General features: G+C 62.2%; 12 protein-coding genes and 1 pseudogene. 4 read left to right on the plus strand and 9 right to left on the minus strand.

All coding sequences use genetic code 11. The features are described 5' to 3' along the window. Positions 1 to 314: 314 nt before the first annotated feature. Positions 315 to 1,109 (minus strand): sel1 repeat family protein, encoded by a 795-nt coding sequence (locus ASR47_RS08530; RefSeq protein WP_150127725.1) that lies wholly within the window; start codon positions 1,107 to 1,109, stop codon positions 315 to 317. Between the two features lie 556 nt (positions 1,110 to 1,665). Between ASR47_RS08530 and ASR47_RS08535 the strand changes: the two genes are divergently transcribed. After that, positions 1,666 to 3,297 (plus strand): NAD(P)/FAD-dependent oxidoreductase, encoded by a 1,632-nt coding sequence (locus ASR47_RS08535; protein WP_065307345.1) that lies wholly within the window; start codon positions 1,666 to 1,668, stop codon positions 3,295 to 3,297. Positions 3,298 to 3,306: 9 nt separating this feature from the next. On the opposite strand, the gene ASR47_RS08540 is transcribed toward ASR47_RS08535, so the two are convergent. After that, positions 3,307 to 4,674 carry a GAF domain-containing sensor histidine kinase gene (locus ASR47_RS08540; RefSeq protein WP_065307346.1) on the minus strand — a complete coding sequence of 456 codons (1,368 nt, stop codon included), beginning with the start codon at positions 4,672 to 4,674 and terminating at the stop codon, positions 3,307 to 3,309. Positions 4,675 to 4,886: 212 nt separating this feature from the next. Between ASR47_RS08540 and ASR47_RS26965 the strand changes: the two are divergent. Beyond that, positions 4,887 to 5,060: pseudogene (locus ASR47_RS26965) on the plus strand (IS1595-like element ISJsp4 family transposase); the annotation flags it as partial. Between the two features lie 7 nt (positions 5,061 to 5,067). Here the strand turns inward: ASR47_RS26965 and corA are convergent. The 5 genes from corA to glnA all read right to left on the minus strand — a co-directional run bounded on the left by corA (position 5,068) and on the right by glnA (position 10,911). After that, complete coding sequence (gene corA, locus ASR47_RS08545) at positions 5,068 to 6,033, minus strand: magnesium/cobalt transporter CorA (RefSeq protein WP_065307347.1); 966 nt, start codon at positions 6,031 to 6,033, stop codon at positions 5,068 to 5,070. A gap of 156 nt (positions 6,034 to 6,189) precedes the next feature. Beyond that, positions 6,190 to 7,692 carry a nitrogen regulation protein NR(I) gene (gene ntrC / locus ASR47_RS08550; protein ID WP_065307348.1) on the minus strand — a complete coding sequence of 501 codons (1,503 nt, stop codon included), beginning with the start codon at positions 7,690 to 7,692 and terminating at the stop codon, positions 6,190 to 6,192. Between the two features lie 61 nt (positions 7,693 to 7,753). Beyond that, positions 7,754 to 8,845 carry a nitrogen regulation protein NR(II) gene (gene glnL, locus ASR47_RS08555; protein WP_065307349.1) on the minus strand — a complete coding sequence of 364 codons (1,092 nt, stop codon included), beginning with the start codon at positions 8,843 to 8,845 and terminating at the stop codon, positions 7,754 to 7,756. Beyond that, on the minus strand, positions 8,842 to 9,354 hold the full coding sequence (locus tag ASR47_RS08560) for a DUF4124 domain-containing protein (RefSeq protein WP_342670534.1): 513 nt from the start codon (positions 9,352 to 9,354) through the stop codon (positions 8,842 to 8,844). Before ASR47_RS08560 ends, glnL begins: the two co-directional genes overlap by 4 nt. Positions 9,355 to 9,495: 141 nt before the next feature. After that, complete coding sequence (gene glnA, locus ASR47_RS08565) at positions 9,496 to 10,911, minus strand: type I glutamate--ammonia ligase (protein ID WP_065307351.1); 1,416 nt, start codon at positions 10,909 to 10,911, stop codon at positions 9,496 to 9,498. A gap of 385 nt (positions 10,912 to 11,296) precedes the next feature. Here glnA and ASR47_RS08570 point away from each other — a divergent pair, with 385 nt between their 5' ends. After that, positions 11,297 to 11,758: a rhodanese-like domain-containing protein gene (locus tag ASR47_RS08570; protein WP_065307352.1), complete on the plus strand. Its 462-nt coding sequence runs from the start codon at positions 11,297 to 11,299 to the stop codon at positions 11,756 to 11,758. A gap of 83 nt (positions 11,759 to 11,841) precedes the next feature. Here the strand turns inward: ASR47_RS08570 and ASR47_RS08575 are convergent, their stop codons facing one another. Continuing rightward, the gene (locus ASR47_RS08575) at positions 11,842 to 13,188 is read right to left on the minus strand and encodes a TAXI family TRAP transporter solute-binding subunit (protein ID WP_065307431.1); all 1,347 of its coding nucleotides are present in this window, start codon (positions 13,186 to 13,188) and stop codon (positions 11,842 to 11,844) included. Positions 13,189 to 13,299: 111 nt separating this feature from the next. Between ASR47_RS08575 and ASR47_RS08580 the strand changes: the two genes are divergently transcribed. Further along, positions 13,300 to 13,905 carry a glutathione S-transferase family protein gene (locus ASR47_RS08580; protein WP_065307432.1) on the plus strand — a complete coding sequence of 202 codons (606 nt, stop codon included), beginning with the start codon at positions 13,300 to 13,302 and terminating at the stop codon, positions 13,903 to 13,905. On the opposite strand, the gene ASR47_RS08585 is transcribed toward ASR47_RS08580, so the two are convergent. Further along, positions 13,902 to 17,171 (minus strand): transglycosylase domain-containing protein, encoded by a 3,270-nt coding sequence (locus tag ASR47_RS08585; RefSeq protein ID WP_082988819.1) that lies wholly within the window; start codon positions 17,169 to 17,171, stop codon positions 13,902 to 13,904. The two genes, ASR47_RS08580 and ASR47_RS08585, sit on opposite strands and share 4 nt — an antisense overlap. Positions 17,172 to 17,401 lie beyond the last annotated feature (230 nt).

Genomic DNA, 17,401 nt, shown 5'->3' on the forward strand with positions numbered 1-17,401 from the left:
CGGGTTTTTCATTACCCGGATGACGCACCGAAATGGTGCATTGCAATAACAAACTTTTCCGCGTAAGCAAGGGCATTATTCTCATATAACAGGGAATCAGATGCTTTAAGATGGACAGTTTTTGCACCGCAACAGGGCAGTCGCCAGACATAAAAAAAGCGCCATCATGGCCACCGCTGGTCAGCCACGAAAAGGCTGCCAGCGTTGGCGCCATGAGGCGCGACAACATACAAGAGGAGTGATGCGGAGATGTTGCGAAAATACAACACCAAACAGTAGTGAATTTACCTGTCAAACATCTCAGCAAACAGGATTTATTTATTCATGCCGACGGCAAGCACTTGCTTGCGTGTTATCAGTTCACTTTGAAGCCGGCTAACTCGCTGCATTTCATTTTCCGTATTAACTTTAATCTCTTTGGCTACCGAATTATTATCAGACGCGAATTTTTCGGTAGCAGCCTTCCATGAATTGCTTTCTTCTGCCACACCCTTTTCAATCTGCTTCGCATTATTCCATATATTCTCATACACTTTGCTGATCAATACCGATGATTTCTTGAATTCCTCATTATTCATGAGCGGCAGGATGGATGAACTGATGGTTTTTTCAGGTGGCGCCACATTACGCAAATTGCTAACGAAACGATCGTAGCATTGGGTCCACGCGCCGATGGAAGCATTCACGGCGGCTATCTCCTCGTTGGTGGTCGAGCGCGCAGGAATGGCAGGACGGGTGCAGCCGAATTTTGCGTAGGCCGCGTTCGCGCCATCAAAGCTGGTGGTGTAATAGGCAATATCGGCACGGTGTGCCTGGCGTTGCTTCACTGCTGCCAATGAAGTAGCAGCCTCGGCACTGCCCTTGGCAGCGGCCTGCTTGAGCCAAAATTCCGCCTTGTCCGCATCCTCAACCGTTCCCTCGCCAAAACCGTACATTTCACCGAGTTGCCACTGCGCGCTGAAATTGCCTTCATGGGCCAGCTTATTAAAAATTTGAAATGCTTTGTAAAATTGTTTGTCATCCCAAAGTTTTTGCGCATCCTCAAGTTCGGCTGCTTGCACAAAGCCAAAACTTGTCAACAACAACATTGCCAGAGTGATCTTTTTCATGCTTCCTCCCAAATAGTTAATTACTGACGCAGCTAACTTCGCATAAACACTAATGCAGCAGAGTTAAAGCAGGTCACCATTGAAGCCAGGATAACGTTGCCACAACGAACAAGACTTTATTTTCAACTGCAACGCTTCACGTATAGTGCCATATATTTTTTTGCATCGGAAAAGCAAGTGATAAGACAAGAAAAACGTTGAAAAAAACTACAGATACCAGAACATCATGAAAAAAATGCTGCTCATCATTGTGGCAAAGGCCGGCCGCTGACAGCGCTGCCAAGCCGTCGCTGTGGCGCAGAGGGCAAACTGTTCTTGACGGAAAGGCCCTGTTGTGCGAACCGCTGTTAATAATGCCCTGCATGCGCATATGCACTATCGCGTTGCAATCAACGGGTAGCCGATGCCGTACCAGCGGCCGGGCCGGGCCGTTAACAGCGCCAGGCAAGCTGGCCAGGTAAACAGGTAAAATAGCGCCCTGATTCGCTGGTGATCGCACCGCGTCTCATGAACTCTCCGCTAACTACGGAGCCAAGCAATTTTCCAGATATTGACCATGCTGCGACTCAACGAAGTAAAACTCCCCCTCGAACACGACGAAGCGGCCCTACCCGCCGCCATCCTGGCGCGCCTGGCCATTCCCGCCGCCGACCTGCTCGGCTTTACCGTCTTCAAGCGCAGCTACGACGCGCGCAAGCGCAGCGCCGTGGTGCTGATCTATTCGCTGCACGTCGAGGTACGCAATGAAGCGTTTGTCCTGGCACGCCTGCCGCACGACATCCACCTGATGCCCGCGCCCGATACTGAATACAAGTTCGTCGCCGGTGGCGAACAATTGGCCGGCCATAGCCATGAAACGCGCCCGATCGTCATCGGCACCGGCCCGTGCGGACTGTTCGTGGCACTGATCCTGGCGCAAATGGGCCTGCGCCCCATCATCCTCGAGCGCGGCAAGCAGGTGCGCGAGCGCACCGTCGACACCTTCGGCTTCTGGCGCAAGCGCGAACTCAATCCGGAATCGAACGTGCAGTTCGGCGAAGGCGGCGCCGGTACCTTTTCCGACGGCAAGCTGTACAGCCAGATCAAGGATCCGAAACACTACGGCCGCAAGGTGCTGACCGAATTCGTCAAGGCCGGTGCACCCGAGGAAATCATGTATGTCAGCAAACCGCATATCGGCACCTTCCGCCTGGTGAAAATGGTGGAAGAAATGCGCGCCAATATCGAGCAGCTCGGAGGCGAATACCGTTTCGAGAGCAAGGTGGTCGATATCGATATCGTGCCCGGTGCGGACGGCGGCCAGGTACGCGGCGTGGTGCTGGCCAGCGGCGAGACCATCGCCAGCAACCACGTGGTGCTGGCGATCGGCCACAGCGCACGCGACACCTTCGAGATGCTGCACCGGCGCGGCGTGTATATCGAGGCAAAACCGTTCTCGATCGGCTTTCGCGTGGAACACCCGCAGTCGTTGATCGACAGCTGCCGCTTCGGCCCCAGCGCCGGCCACCCCATTCTCGGCGCCGCCGACTACAAGCTGGTGCATCACGCCAGCAATGGCCGCTCCGTGTACAGCTTCTGCATGTGCCCTGGCGGCACGGTGGTGGCGGCCGCGTCCGAGCCGGGCCGCCTGGTGACGAATGGCATGAGCCAGTATTCGCGCAACGAGCGCAACGCCAACAGCGCCATCGTGGTGGGCATCACCCCGGCCGACTACCCCGGCGATCCGCTGGCCGGCATCGCGCTGCAGCGCGAACTCGAAGAGCGCGCGTTCGCCTTGGGTGGCGGCAACTACGACGCGCCGGGCCAGCTGGTCGGCGATTTTGTCGCCGGACGCGCCTCGACGGAATTTGGCAGCGTGGTGCCGTCGTACAAGCCGGCCGTGCACCTGACCGACCTGGCGTCGGCCCTGCCCGAGTACGCGATCACGGCGCTGCGCGAAGCATTTCCGGCATTTAACAAGCAGATCAAGGGCTATTACAAGGCCGACGCCGTGCTGACGGGCGTGGAGACGCGCACTTCGTCGCCGATCCGCATCAAGCGCCGCGACGACGACCTGCAAAGCCTGAACACGCGCGGCCTGTTCCCGGCCGGCGAAGGCGCCGGCTATGCGGGTGGCATCCTGTCGGCGGCTGTCGACGGCATCAAGGTGGCCGAAGCGGTGGCGCTGGCGATCGCAGCCGCCAGGTAAGGCAAGCCGTCAGGCTGCCAGCGGCAGCCTGACATGAATGTGGCAGCCGGCCGCGCCGTCGACGGCGCGCACCTGGCCGCCCAGCTGCTGCACGATGGTGTGCACGATGTGCATGCCCAGGCCGGAGCCGCCCTTGCCGCGTTTGGTGGTAAAAAACGGTTCGAACATGTGTTCGCGCACGACGGGCGCCAGGCCAATGCCGTCGTCGCAAAATTCCAGCAGCAGCCAGGTTTTGCCATCCGCCGGCGCCTCCAGGCTGGCACGGATGGTGATTTTTCCCGGACCGCCGTCCGGGTAGCCGTGGCGGGCGCTGTTCATCAGCAGGTTCGACAGGATCTGCGACAGCTTGCCCGACGCCAGCCGCACCCGGCAGGTCGGATCGATCTCGATGCTCACCTGCAAGGCGCACTTGCGCAGTTCGGGGCTGTGCGCCGACACCAGCCCGTGCACGTAGTCGTACAGCACCAGGTCGGCCACGTATTCGCTGGCCTGGTCCACCGCCAGCTGCTTGAAATTGCCGATCAGTTCGGCCGCCCGCGTCAGGTTGCGCTCGACCAGCGCGGCCGCGCCCGTCAGCGCCTGGGCAATTTCGATCAGTTCGGTACGGCTGACTTTCGGCGCCGACAACATGCACACCAATTGATCGGCATAACTGCCCATGCTGGACGCCGCCGTCAGCGCCACGCCGATCGGGGTGTTCACTTCATGCGAGACGCCGGCCACCAGCGAGCCGAGCGCCGCCATCTGTTCCTGTTCCAGCAAGCTGGCCTGGGCCGCCAGCAGCGACTCGCCACGCTGGCGCACGGTTTCCTCGAGCTGGCGCGTACGCTCCTGGTGCTGCAGCTCGGCCGCGCCGCGCGCCGAGAAGATCGACAGCAGCAGCAGCGCCAGCAAGCGCTTGTCTTCGTCGATGGGGCGCGTGTCGATCGCCGACAGGATGCCCAGGGTGCACCCTTCGGTATCGACCAGCGGCATGCCGACATAGCTTTCGGCATGCATATCGGCCAGCATGGTGTCGAGCGGGAAACGGCGCTGGATGCCGCTGCCGTGAAAGCACATGTCCTGGCGGGTCACGTCCTGGCAAGGCGTGTGCTGCAGGCTGTATTCGATATTGTCGCGATAGCCCTCGCCGCCCCACAGGGCCAGGGTACGGATGGCTTCGGCGCCGTCCGCCTGTCGTACCAGGCGCCCGGCGATCACATAGCGCACATCGAGCGCTTCGGCCAGCTCGCGCACGAGGATGCGCAAAAAATCGTCGCCGCGCGCATGCGCCGTCGAGGCGGTGATCGAGCGCAGCGCCGCTTCGGCCAGGGTGCGCCGCTGCGCCTGGTCGAACAGGGGTTCTTGCGAATTGACATCAAACAGCGGAATACTCATGCATGCTCCTGCGCAGCCCGGCAATGGTCCTCCTCGCGGGCCAGCGAAGGCGGACCCTCGCTGATTGTACCCCTGGATATTGTTGAATAATACAGACGTACGGAAATTTTTAGGTTATGTCACCCAATACGGTGGGAACGCGCCGCAGTTGCTGAGGTCTAACTGATCAGGTATTTCCTTCCAGGAGCCGATCATGGACACCGCCCAGTGGCAACGCCTATCACAGCCCGCTGCGCGGCTGGCTGCGTGCCTTTCATGGCGTCGCCACGCGCTACCTGCCCAACTACCTGGGCTGGCGCTGGATCCTGGACGCCAAAAGAATATTGTCCCCCGAAAGCTTGCTCAGGGCTACTTTGGGGACGTTCCCACATTTGCTGGTGACATAGCCAATTTTTATAGCCAGCCGGAGCGCTTGAACAGGTAATACATATAGCCGCAGGCGCCGCACATCACGGCCACGGCGGCCGGATAGCCATATTGCCAGTCCAGTTCCGGCATGAACTTGAAGTTCATGCCCCAGATGCCGGCAAACGCGGTAAACACGGCAAAGATGGCCGCCCAGGCCGCCAGTTGCTTGTTCACTTCGCTCTCGTCGATGGCCACCATCGACAAATTTACCTGGATCGCCGTGCTGATGGTGTCGCGGATCGAGTCGAGCGTGGCGTTGATGCGCGCCAGATGGTCGTGGACGTCGCGGAAATATTCCTGCGTGTCGTGTGCCAGCGGTGGCACCCTGCCGCCATGCAATTTGCCGACCGCTTCCATCAGCGGCCCCACCACATGGCGCAGCACCATGACCTTGCGCTTCAACTGGTACAGCCGCTCGATATTGACGCGCTCGGTGCCGGAGTCGAACATGCGGTCTTCGATCGCCTCCAGTTCCGATTCCAGCGCGTCGAGCACGGGAAAATAGCGGTCGACGACGGCGTCCATCAGCGCATACAGGACGAAGGCCGAGCCCTGGCGCAGCAGGTGCGGTTCGCGTTCGGCGCGCGCCCGTACGCCGAGGAAACCTTGCGAGCAGTTGGTGCGCGACGACAGCACGTAATTGGCGCCGACAAACACATCGACTTCGCCCAGCACCAGCTCGTCGCCGACCATTTCCACGGTTTTTACGACCGCAAACAGCGAGTCGCCATATTCTTCGATCTTCGGGCGCTGATGGCCGCGCTGCGCGTCTTCCACCGCCAGTTCATGCAGGGAAAACTCATGCTGCATCTGTTTCAATTCGTCCGGCGTGGCGTCGAGCAGGGCGACCCACACGAAGCAGTCGGGCCGCTCCACGTAATCGCTGATATCGTCGATCGGCAAGTCGGCCAGTTTCTTGCCATCCTGGTAGGCCACACAGTTAATCAGCATACAATTCCACAGTTCAAGTTGACGCCGGACGACACAGTCCGGCAGGCGCCAGCTTACCCTATTGTTCGCGCTATGTTGTGGCGTGTATGGAAACAGGCGGGAAGGAAAGCGGGCGGAGCAGAACGCCCCGCCCGGAAGGAACAGTTGCTACCGCAATCAGTCTTCCTTGGCGCCGTCGATGCCCAGTTCGGCGATCTTGCGGGTGATGGTGTTGCGGCCGATGCCCAGGCGCACGGCGGCGTCATTCTTGCGGCCGTGCGTATGCTTGAGCGCGGTCTTGATCAGGGCCGACTCGAACTGGCGTCCCAGCACGGCCATCACTTCCTGCTGGCCGGCGCCCAGCATGCCGGCCGCCTGCAGTTCCAGCAGCCCGATCCAGCCCGGTGGCGCGCCGTTGACGGGCACGGCGGCATCGAACACCTGGCCGCCGTGCGGCGCGCTGGCCGCTGGCTCGCCCTGCGCCTGCGGCGGCGCCGGCGCATTGACCATGCCGGTCGACTCGCCCTGCCCCTGCGTCAGCTCCAGCGGCAAGTCCTTGATTTCCACCGTCTGGCCTGGCGCCATCACGGTAATCCAGTTGCACAGGTTTTCCAGCTGGCGCACGTTGCCGGGCAAGTCGAGGCTGCTGAGGAACTGCATGGTCGGCTCGCTCATGCGTTTCGCTTCCACGCCGAGCTGGCGCGCGCTCTGCACCAGGAAGTGACGCACCAGAATGGGGATGTCCTCGCGCCGCTCCCTCAAACTGGGCAGGCGCAGGCGGATCACGTTCAGGCGGTGATACAAGTCTTCGCGGAACAGGCCGTCGCGCACGCGCTGCTCGAGGTTCTGGTGCGTGGCGGTAATCACACGCACATTGGCCTTCATCGGCTGATGGCCGCCGACGCGGTAAAAATGCCCGTCCGACAGCACCCGCAGCAGGCGCGTCTGCAGGTCGAACGGCATGTCGCCGATCTCGTCCAGGAACAGGGTGCCGTTTTCGGCCTGCTCGAAGCGGCCGCGCCGCGTCGTCTGCGCGCCCGTAAAGGCGCCGCGTTCATGGCCGAACAGTTCCGATTCAAGCAGGTCCTTCGGAATCGCCGCCGTGTTCAGGGCAATGAACGGCTGGGCCGCGCGCGGACTGTGCTTGTGCAGCGCGCGCGCCACCAGTTCCTTGCCGGAACCGGATTCGCCGGTAATCAACACCGTGACGTTCGATTGCGACAAACGGCCGATGGCACGAAACACTTCCTGCATCGCCGGCGCCTGGCCGAGGATTTCCGGCGTTTCCGACGGCCCCGACTCGACGCTGGTCTCGCGCAGGCTTTCTTCGAGCGCGCGGCGTATCAGTTCGACCGCCTTGTCGATGTCGAAGGGCTTGGCCAGGTATTCGAAGGCGCCGCCCTGGAAGGCGGCGACGGCCGAATCGAGGTCGGAAAAGGCGGTAATGATAATGACCGGCAAGCCGGGAAAGCGCGTCTTGACCATTTGCAGCAGGTCGAGTCCCGAGGCACCCGGCATGCGGATGTCGGACACCAGCACCTGCGGCGTATCGAACTCGAGCGCGGCAATGGCGTCGCGCGCATTGGCAAAGCTCTTGGTGGCCAGGTTTTCACGGGCCAGGGCTTTTTCCAGCACCCAGCGGATTGATTCGTCGTCGTCAACTATCCAGATTGGCTTCATTAGTGTGTGCGTCCCGCAATGGATTTCATGAGTGGGATACGACGGCAGGTGCTTCCCACGCTTATGGCAAAGGCAAAACAATCCTGAAATCGGTATATCCAGGCCGGCTTTCGCATTCGATCACGCCCAGGTGCTGTTGCACGAAGGTCTGTGCCAAGGTCAGTCCCAATCCGCTGCCGCCTTCCCGTCCCGACACCAGCGGGTAGAAAATCCGGTCACGGATCTGGGGTGCGATGCCCGGTCCATTGTCAATGATATGCAAGTCTAATGCCAGGCCGTAACGGACCTTCGCCAGGGTCACCTGGCGCGCCACGCGGGTCTTGAAAATCAGTTCGGCGTCGCCCGCTTCGATGCGGTCGGACAAGGCTTGCGCCGCGTTGTGGGCGATGTTCAATACGGTCTGGATCAGCTGCTCCTTGTCGCCGCGGAACTCGGGAATCGAGGCGTCGTAGTCGCGCGAGATGGTCAGGCCGCTGGGAAACTCGGCCAGGATCAGGCTGCGCACGCGCTCGCACACCTCGTGGATATTGACGTCGCCGACGATGTGCGGGCGGCGGTGCGGCGCCAGCAGGCGGTCGACCAGGGTCTGCAGCCGGTCCGCTTCCTTGATGATGACCTGCGTGTATTCGCGCAGTTCACTGAGGTGCAGCGCCGGCAGTTCCAGTTCCAGCAGCTGGGCCGCGCCGCGGATGCCGCCCAGCGGATTCTTGATTTCGTGCGCCAGGTTGCGAATCAGCTCCTTGTTGACCTGGCTCTGGTCGAGGATGCGCTCCTCGCGGTCCAGCTTCAACTGCTGCACGTTCTCGCGCAATTCGATCAGGATGCTGTCCTCGGGACCATCGAGCGCACTGATGATGCTGTGCACGCGCAAGGGGTCGCGCCCCAGGCGCTCGAGGCTCAGGTCCTGGCGCAGGTCGGAAAACTTGTGTTCGCGGGCCTGGGCGCAGATGCCGGCCAGCTCGTCCGGGTTGGAGAACAGGGCCGTCAGCTTTTGCCGCGACAGCGCTTTGAGCGAGCTTTCCAGCAGGTTTTCCGCCGCCGCGTTGGCGTAGCTGATGCGGCCCTCGTGGTCCAGCACGATCACGGCCGAGGCCAGCAGGTCGAGTCCGGCCAGGTGCGGCGGACGGAACGCAGGGGGGTGGGAATCGGTCATCGGATATTCGCAATCTCTCGTTTCAAGGCCTCGACGTTTTGCTGCGTCCGGCTGAGGTTGTCTTTCAATTGGGCCACCCGCTCCTGGTACTTGGCATAGTTGCGCTCGTTACCCTGGCGTTCAGGCTGGCCCTGGTTGAATTCCTGGCGCTGCGCGGCCAGCTTCTGCTCTTCGCTGCGCAGCTCGTCCTGCAGGATCTGGCGCCGGTCCAGGTCGCGCGCGCGCTGCTCGGCACCGTCGACGCGGGGAAAGTTGCCCGTGCCACTCGCAGGCGCCGCAGCGGCCGGCGGCAATGCCGTCCTGGCGGCGGGCGCGGCCACCGGTGCGCTGCGGCGCGGCGGTTCGCTCATGGCGCCGGGCAGATCGAGCAGCTTGCAGGCCGCGTTTTCGCGCTTGTCGGTATACGTTTTATGGCCCCCGGCGTCGCTGCACACATACAATTGTGCATGCGCCTGGCTGGCGGCGCCCAGCAGGGCCGCCGCCAGCGCCATCCTGTAATGCTTGTTCACGTTCCACTCCTGTCAGCTCTCACGGTACCGGGCCGACTATACAACATCGCAGTGGCGCGATTCATAAAAAAACGCGGGCAAGACCGATCGCCTCACCCGCGTTTCTGTTGATGCCGGCATACAAGCCGGCATGACGCCCGCTTACAGCGAGTAGTACATGTCGAACTCGGCAGGGTGCGTGGTCATGCGCATGCGCTGCACGTCCTGCATTTTCAGTTCCAGGTAGGCATCGATCATCGAATCGCTGAATACGCCGCCACGGGTCAGGAACTCGCGGTCCTTGTCCAGGGCGTCCAGGGCTTCTTCCAGCGACGCGCAGACGGTAGGGATCAGTGCATCTTCCTCAGGCGGCAGATGGTACAGATCTTTCGAGGCGGCTTCGCCCGGATGGATCTTGTTGGCAACACCGTCCAGGCCGGCCATCAGCAGTGCGGCGAAGCACAGGTATGGGTTGGCCAGTGGATCCGGGAAACGTGCTTCGACGCGGCGGCCTTTTGGATTGGCGACGTGCGGAATACGGATCGAGGCGGAACGGTTCTTCGCCGAGTACGCCAGTTTCACCGGTGCTTCGTAGCCTGGCACCAGGCGCTTGTACGAGTTGGTGCCCGGGTTGGTGATCGCGTTCAGGGCCTTGGCGTGCTTGATGATGCCGCCGATGTAGTACAGGGCGAAATCGGACAGACCGGCATAGCCGTCGCCGGCGAACAGGTTCTTGCCGTCTTTCCATACCGACTGGTGCACGTGCATGCCCGAACCGTTGTCGCCAACGATCGGTTTCGGCATGAAGGTGGCGGTCTTGCCATAGCTGTGCGCCACGTTCCAGACCACGTATTTCAGGTTTTGCGTCCAGTCGGCGCGCTCGACCAGGGTCGAGAACTTGGTGCCGATTTCGTTCTGGCCGGCGCCGGCGACTTCATGGTGGTGCACTTCGACCGGGATGCCCAGGGATTCGAGGATCAGGCACATTTCCGAACGCATGTCCTGGAAGCTGTCCACTGGTGGCACCGGGAAGTAACCGCCCTTGACGGTCGGACGGTGGCCGCTGTTGCCGCCTTCGATGTCCTTGCCGGTCGACCACGAACCTTCGTCCGAACCGATCTTGACGAAGCAGCCCGACATGTCGATTTTCCAGCGCACGCTGTCGAAGATGAAGAATTCCGGCTCCGGGCCGAAGTAGGCGGTGTCGCCCATGCCCGACGATTTCAGGTAGGCTTCGGCGCGTTTCGCGATCGAGCGCGGGTCGCGGTCATAGCCCTTGCCGTCCGACGGTTCGATCACGTCGCACTGCATGAACAGCGTGGTTTCTTCCATGAACGGGTCGATATTGGCGGTGCTTGGATCCGGCAGCAAAATCATGTCGGACGCTTCAATGCCCTTCCAGCCAGCGATCGAGGAGCCGTCAAAGGCGTGGCCCGATTCGAATTTGTCCATGTCGAAGTGCGACACGGGCACCGTTACGTGCTGCTCTTTACCACGGGTGTCGGCAAAGCGGAAATCAACGAATTTGACTTCGTTCTCTTCTACCATCTTCAAGACTTCTGCGGCTGTCATTGCCATGCGTATCTCCTAAATGAATGTGGGGTGAGCCGACCTGAATGCGTCCGGGCTGATGAAGCGAAGCAAAGATTGCGTGCCACCAAAACTCACAGGAATCATAGCAGATTCCATGCCAGCTTTTAAGTAGTAGTCACCGGCACTGGCAAAGCATGGCTATCCCCGTAAAAGCTTCAACGACGTTATTTTTTAAGTCCGTCTTGCGCCAAATCAAAAATGCACCATGCAAGTGCGCAAAACAAATAATGCACCATTTTGCAGCGTTTATTTGAAAACCATGGAAAATGCACGCTGATGGTGCACTGCCCGCTGTCGGTTGCGGTGCGCCATCGCCGCACTATAATTGCTCACATCGCCGTCCCCACCGATTCCCACACAGGAGCACATCATGAGCACCGCCGCCGACATCCTGAACCTTGCCCGCAGCCGCGCCAACGAGGGCACGCCATATGCGGGCGCCGTCACGCCACAGGAAGCCTATGAGCTGTTGCAGCGCGATCCCGCCGTCAAGCTGATCGACGTGCGCACCAATGCCGAGCGCGACTGGGTCGGCCGGGTCGATATCGCCGATACCCAGCATGGCGCGGTGCAGTGGGCCACCTATCCGGGCGGCGTGCCCAATCCCGACTTCATGCAGCAACTGGCCAGCCAGGCCGGCCAGGACCAGGTGCTGCTGTTCCTGTGCCGCTCCGGCGTGCGCTCGCGCCACGCGGCCAAGCTGGCCACCGAACATGGCTACGCAAACTGTTATGACATCCTGGAAGGTTTTGAAGGCGACAAGGACGCCGATGGCCACCGCAAGGCAATCGGCGGCTGGTGCAAGGCCGGCCTGCCCTGGCTGGGGGCCTGAAGCCGCTGTTAATAACAGCGCAACAGCGCCAATTCTCCTCGCCCACCGGAACGCGCGGCCGCGCTGGTCGGGCAAGCTGTCGCTTACTCTGGTATAGCCTCGGTCGCGTGCTCGCCCATCAGGCTCAGGATGCGCTTGCGCACGAAATTGATATGGCTGCGCAAGCCGTACAGTCCATCGGCAAACGACAGCGGTATCGAGATCTGGTTGACCATCTCTTCGATCTCGTCCAGGCGCTGCAATTGTTCCGCATACACCTGCGCGCGGCGCTGCCCCGGCACGTCTTCCAGCGCCTGCTCCACCGTGCGCAGCTGGCCGTACCAGCGGTACACGCGCGAGCGGATGCGCCACACATACAGCGGCGGCACCACGCGCGACAGCGGCAAGATCAGCGCACCCAGCGCCACCACGAGCACCCACATGCGGTCAAAAAAATTGGCCAGCCAGAAGCTCATGTAGCGCTGCAGCACCGGTGCGCCATCCTTGTAGAATTTCAGCGCTTCGGGCGCCACCGGAATTTCCGTGTAGCGCGCCGACGGAAACTGGCCCTGCTGCTGGAACCAGCCGGTGCCGCCATGGATGCTTGCGGCCGCCTGCACGAACAAGTCGACCAGCGCCGGATGCAAGTCCTCACGCGCCACCAGGGTGGCGGTCGGCGCGATCAGGTGATAATCCTGCGCCGGGATATTGCGCCCCAGGTCGACAATGCCGCGCGGCAGCACCACATGCGTCAGGAAAGGCAGGCGCCGCGTGTACGCCTCGGCCTGCGAAAAATCGAACAGCCGGATGCCCGGCGTTTGCAGCAGCATCTGGATCAGCGGCGCTTCCGGCGCCGAGCTGAACACCAGGCCGTCGATGCGCCCTTCCAGCAGTTCCACCGTGGCCGGCGTGTTTTGCAGCGCGCTGACCGTCAGTTCATTCGGCTCGACGCCATTGACAGCCAGCAGTTGCCGGAACAGGCCCGGCACGCCCGTGCCCTCCGGCCCGAGGTTGATCTTCATGCCGCGCAATTGCGTCAGCTCCGTGACCGCCTTATCCTCGCGCAGGAACAGCCAGACCGGTTCTGTAAACAGGCTGCCCAGGGAAATCAGGCCGTGGCGTTCGGCATCGGCGTGTTCGGTCGAGCCGCTTTGCACGAAGGCGATATCGGTGGTGCCGCTGTTTAAGCGCTGCAGGTTTTCCTGCGACCCCAGCGAAGGCTGCAAGCCGACCTTGACGCCGTGCCTGGCCAGGGTGGCCGCATACTTTTTGCCGAACTCTTCGTAAGCGCTGTTGTCCTGCCCGGTGGACAGTCGCACCTGGCGCGGCGGCGCCGGATCGACCAGCCAGTAGGCCAGCGCGCAGACGGCTGCGATCAGCAGCAAGGTGGGGCCGGCGGCGGCGAGAAAGTCGCGTATGGAAAAACGGCTGAACGCGAGGATTTTGGACATATGGTGGCGCATGGGTTTCATGGGGGGCTACCATGCCAAGAAATGGACGACTATGCAAGCGGCTTTCGCGTGCGCTACATTGGCAGTCCTGCCATCTGTACGGAGCCATACATGTTGCATATCCTCGGCAAAGCCGCCTCGATCAATGTCCGCAAGGTGTTGTGGACCTGCGAAGAACTGCACCTGCCCTACGAACGCGAAGACTGGGGCAGCGGCTTTCGCACCACCCACGACCCGGCGTTCCTGGCGCTCAATCCCAACGCGATGGTGCCGGTGCTGCGCGACGGCGAACTGGTGCTGTGGGAATCGAACACCATCTGCCGCTACCTGTGTGCGCGCGAAGGCCGCGACGACCTGCTGCCGGTGGACCCGCGAGGGCGCGCCGAAGTGGAAAAATGGATGGACTGGCAGATGGGCGAGCTGAACAATTCATGGCGCTATGCCTTCATGTCGCTGGTGCGCCAGAGTCCGGCGCACCAGGACGCGACGCAGCTGGCGGCCGGCATTGCAGGCTGGAACGCCATGATGGGCGTGCTGGAACAGCAGCTGCAGCGCACCGGCGCGCATGTCTGCGGCGAGCGCTTCACCGTGGCCGATATCGTGCTGGGCCTGTCCGTCAAGCGCTGGCTGATGGCGCCGCTGCCGCATCCCGACTACCCTGCGATCGCCGCCTATCATGCGCGCCTGGCGCACAAGACGGCGGCGTTCGCAGGCTAATTGAGAGACTGTTTGACCGGCAGTTTGTCGGCCTGTTTGACGGGCTGCTTGTCCGCCTGTTTGACCGGCGGTTTGGCTGGCTGCTTGTCCGCCTGTTTGACCGGTTGTTTGACCGGCGGCTTGGCAGCCGGCGTGACTGGCGGCGTGACCGGCGGTTTGAGCGCAGCACGGACCGGCGCATCCGGATCGATCAGCGGCATCAGGCTGGGCGCCAGCGACACCAGCAACTGCACCGGCAAGGCGCTGGTGAAGTCGTAGTTTTTCGACTCCGGCCCACGCACATAGGCCGTCATGCTGCCATAGAAGCGTTCGCCGATATTGAACACGAACGTGGCCGAGCGGTTCACGTAGCGCGACTCGATCAGGCGGCCGCCGGCGCCATACACGTCGAAGCGCTGGTCGCCGGTACCGGTCTTGCCGCCGACCGGAATCGGCTCGCCGTCGGCGCCTATGAAGGCGGTTTTCGCGCGCTTGGCGGTGCCGTCCGAGACCACCGCGCGGATCGCCTTGGCCACCGCGCGCGCCACGTCCGGCGACAGCACCTGTTCGGCCTTCACGTTGGCAGCGCGCTTGACCATGGTGTCATACGGCGTGTTGGCGGCAAAATGCATGGAATCGATGCGCACGCTCGGTTTGCGCACGCCGTCGTTGATGATAATGCCCATCAACTCGGCCAGCGAAGCGGGACGGTCGGCCGAGGCGCCCAGGGTGGTGGCAAACGACGGCACCAGGGAATCAAACGGATAACCCATCTTTTTCCACTGGCGATGAATTTCCAGAAATCCTTCGACTTCCAGCAAGTCGGCGATGCGGCGGTCCTGGGCATGCTTGCGGTGCGTGTTGAACAGCCATTTGTAGACTTCCTGGCGCTGCTTTTCGCTGGCCGCCACCATCTGCGACAAGGTCGCGCCCGGGTTCTGGCGCAGGAAAGCCACCATCCACAATTCGAGCGGATGCACATTGGCCAGGTAGCCGCGGTCGGCCAGCGACCAGTTCTCCATCGCATACTGGTCGTACAGCTTCGCCGCGCGCTCGGGCGGCACTTCGTTTTGCGACGTCAGGTTGACGTTCAGGAAGTCGGCGAACTCGGCGCGCGTGCCCTTCGGATTGACGGTGCGGTAGATATTGGCCAGGCGCACCGGCGTTGGCCGTATGCTGGCCAGCAAGACCTTTTCCTGTTCGTCGACGCTCTTGCCGCGGTACTTCTGGTAGAAGCGGTGCAGGAATTCACGCCCTTCCTTGTCGGCAAAACGGCTCAGGTACTGCGCGCGGCGCGGATCGTCGGCGTCGGCCAGCAAGGACGCCGAGGAATCGGGCCGCGAGAACATGTAGTAGCGCGCCACGTCGCGCATCAGGCGCACGAACACCAGGTTGGTCGACTGCTGCAAGGCGTGCTGCACCGTCATGATGCGGCTGTCGTCGAGCTTGGAGAAGTTGCCGAAGTGATGCAGGCCGCCGCCCGTGAAAAAGCCTTCGCCCGGGTTGCCCGAATACTTGCGCTCCATCGCCGCTGCCAGCATGTCGGGCAGGTTGCGCGCCTCGCCCACCGGTTTCGATGCCAGATACGCGATACCCCACTGTGTCAGCATGTCCTTCGGATCGACGGCCACTTTCGACAGTTCGGCCGCCGGCATGGCGCCGTAGCGCCGCTGCAGCTGGTCGACGATATCGAGGTAGCTGACCAGGGTGCGCAGCTTGGCGGTGGAACCCAGGTCCAGCTTGGCGCCTTCGTTGATATCGAGCGGCTGGTCGAAGTTATCGGTCTGCACGCGCAGCAAATTGGCCTTGTCGCCTTTTTGCAGCAAGGTGAAGCTGTACACCACATTGGCCGGGTCGCCATTGCCCAGCATGCCCTTGCCGGTCAGGCCGGCCGCTTTCGCCACTTCGGGATCGCGCAATTCGCGCAAGACCTTGGTGACGGCGTTTTGCGCCTGCGCGTCAAGCGTGCTGACCACCTTCAGGTCGAGCCGGTCGAGGTTGTACAGGCGCGGGTCGCCCAGCATGCCGGCCAGGTGATTGCGCACGGCATTCGAGGCCTTGCGCGTGACGAACGAGGTGGCCGCTTCCGACTGCACGCCCGACGCCGCCGACGGACGCAATGGCTGGGCCAGCGCGGCGTCGCGCAACTGCGGCGTGATCACGCCCGCCTGCGCCAGCAGGCGCAGGTGGCTATTGGTCAGCGCTTCGAGGTCGGCGCCGCCGGCCACCAGGTAGTGCGAGGGACGGCGCTGCGCGATCAGCAGGCTCAGCGCCTGCTTGTAGGCCAGCGCGCTGCCCGGCTGGTCGAGCCCGGCATTGAGTTGTTTTTTGACGTCATCGAAGTTGCGGCCATACCAGACCCACATGCCGTCGCCGATGCCGTTGACTTCGCCAAAGCCGCTCTTTGCCGACAGCGGCACGGTATTGAGGTAGTTGAGGACGATCTTGCGCCGCACGGCCATGGTGTTTTCGCCATCCTGGTACGAGCGCAGGCTGGCCGACAGCATCTGGAACAGCTTGTCCTTCATGGAGCTGGTGCGGCCATCTTCCGAATGGCGGTATTTTTCGATCTGCGTGGCCAGGGTGCTGCCGCCGCCGCCGCGATGGCCGCCGACCATGTTCAGGGCCTTGTCGAGCACGGCCTTGCTCAGGCGATCCCATTCGACAGCCGGATTGCGCTCGGGCGTGCCCGGATCGAGCAGTTCGCGGTTTTCGATGAACAGCAGGCTTTGCACCAGCGCCGGCGGCGCTTCGGCAAAACCGTTGAAGGCGCGCTCGGGATAGACGGCCGAAAACAGCGGCGCGGCGCGCCAGTCGAGGATGGTCAGGCCGGCGCGGCTTTTCTCGTGGTAGGTGGCGAACACGCCCATGTCGGCCAGCTCCACCATTTTCGGCGACATGCGTGCCTGCGCCGTGACGGTATAGTCGCGCGCATTGAGCCGGCCGATATAGTCGGGCAGGCTGGCGTAGCCGAGCCGCTCGTCATACGGGCCATGCTGCGGATAGCGGATCGCGCCGGCGGGGCTGGCACCGGGCTCGACCTTGTAGGTCAGCTGGCGGCTCAGGCGGTTGAAAAACTCCGCCTGCAAGGCCGAGGTGCGCACTTCGCGCATGACAAACCAGGCCGCGCCGGCGATCAGCGCCAGCAGGATCAGTACAAAAATCGGCCAGACGCGCGAACGGCGCTTCTGGCGCGGGCCGGCCGGCGGTGGCGCCTCGGGTCCGGCGGCGGGTTCTTCGGGTGGCCGTACTTGCGCATGGGCCAGGTTGTCGCCTGTGTCTTTCATGGGATGCTGGGGTCAGTTTGAATAAGGGGGTGGTTGGCGCGAGCCAGGCGGTGACGGCACATGCAGCCGGCGTGCTCTGCGCAAGATAAGGCGGTGGCCAGGCGGGGCCGGTGATGCTGCTTGCTTGACATGATATCCAGACCGGTGAATCAACAATACGCAACCAGACGCCGCCTGCCCGGGCAGGGCGGCAATGACGCAAAAGTCCTGTTCACCATTGCACCACATCG

The organism is Janthinobacterium psychrotolerans (genome assembly GCF_001677885.1).
GTDB classification, from domain to species: Bacteria; Pseudomonadota; Gammaproteobacteria; order Burkholderiales; family Burkholderiaceae_D; genus Janthinobacterium; species Janthinobacterium psychrotolerans.

What these genes read in the sequence shown, in the direction of transcription:
- ASR47_RS08530 (WP_150127725.1), bottom strand. Translation starts at nt 1,109, where the DNA reads ATGAAAAAGATCACTCTGGCAATGTTGTTGTTGACAAGTTTTGGCTTT.
- ASR47_RS08535 (WP_065307345.1), top strand. Translation starts at nt 1,666, where the DNA reads ATGCTGCGACTCAACGAAGTAAAACTCCCCCTCGAACACGACGAAGCG.
- ASR47_RS08540 (WP_065307346.1), bottom strand. Translation starts at nt 4,674, where the DNA reads ATGAGTATTCCGCTGTTTGATGTCAATTCGCAAGAACCCCTGTTCGAC.
- corA (WP_065307347.1), bottom strand. Translation starts at nt 6,033, where the DNA reads ATGCTGATTAACTGTGTGGCCTACCAGGATGGCAAGAAACTGGCCGAC.
- ntrC (WP_065307348.1), bottom strand. Translation starts at nt 7,692, where the DNA reads ATGAAGCCAATCTGGATAGTTGACGACGACGAATCAATCCGCTGGGTG.
- glnL (WP_065307349.1), bottom strand. Translation starts at nt 8,845, where the DNA reads ATGACCGATTCCCACCCCCCTGCGTTCCGTCCGCCGCACCTGGCCGGA.
- glnA (WP_065307351.1), bottom strand. Translation starts at nt 10,911, where the DNA reads ATGGCAATGACAGCCGCAGAAGTCTTGAAGATGGTAGAAGAGAACGAA.
- ASR47_RS08570 (WP_065307352.1), top strand. Translation starts at nt 11,297, where the DNA reads ATGAGCACCGCCGCCGACATCCTGAACCTTGCCCGCAGCCGCGCCAAC.
- ASR47_RS08575 (WP_065307431.1), bottom strand. Translation starts at nt 13,188, where the DNA reads ATGTCCAAAATCCTCGCGTTCAGCCGTTTTTCCATACGCGACTTTCTC.
- ASR47_RS08580 (WP_065307432.1), top strand. Translation starts at nt 13,300, where the DNA reads ATGTTGCATATCCTCGGCAAAGCCGCCTCGATCAATGTCCGCAAGGTG.
- ASR47_RS08585 (WP_082988819.1), bottom strand. Translation starts at nt 17,171, where the DNA reads ATGAAAGACACAGGCGACAACCTGGCCCATGCGCAAGTACGGCCACCC.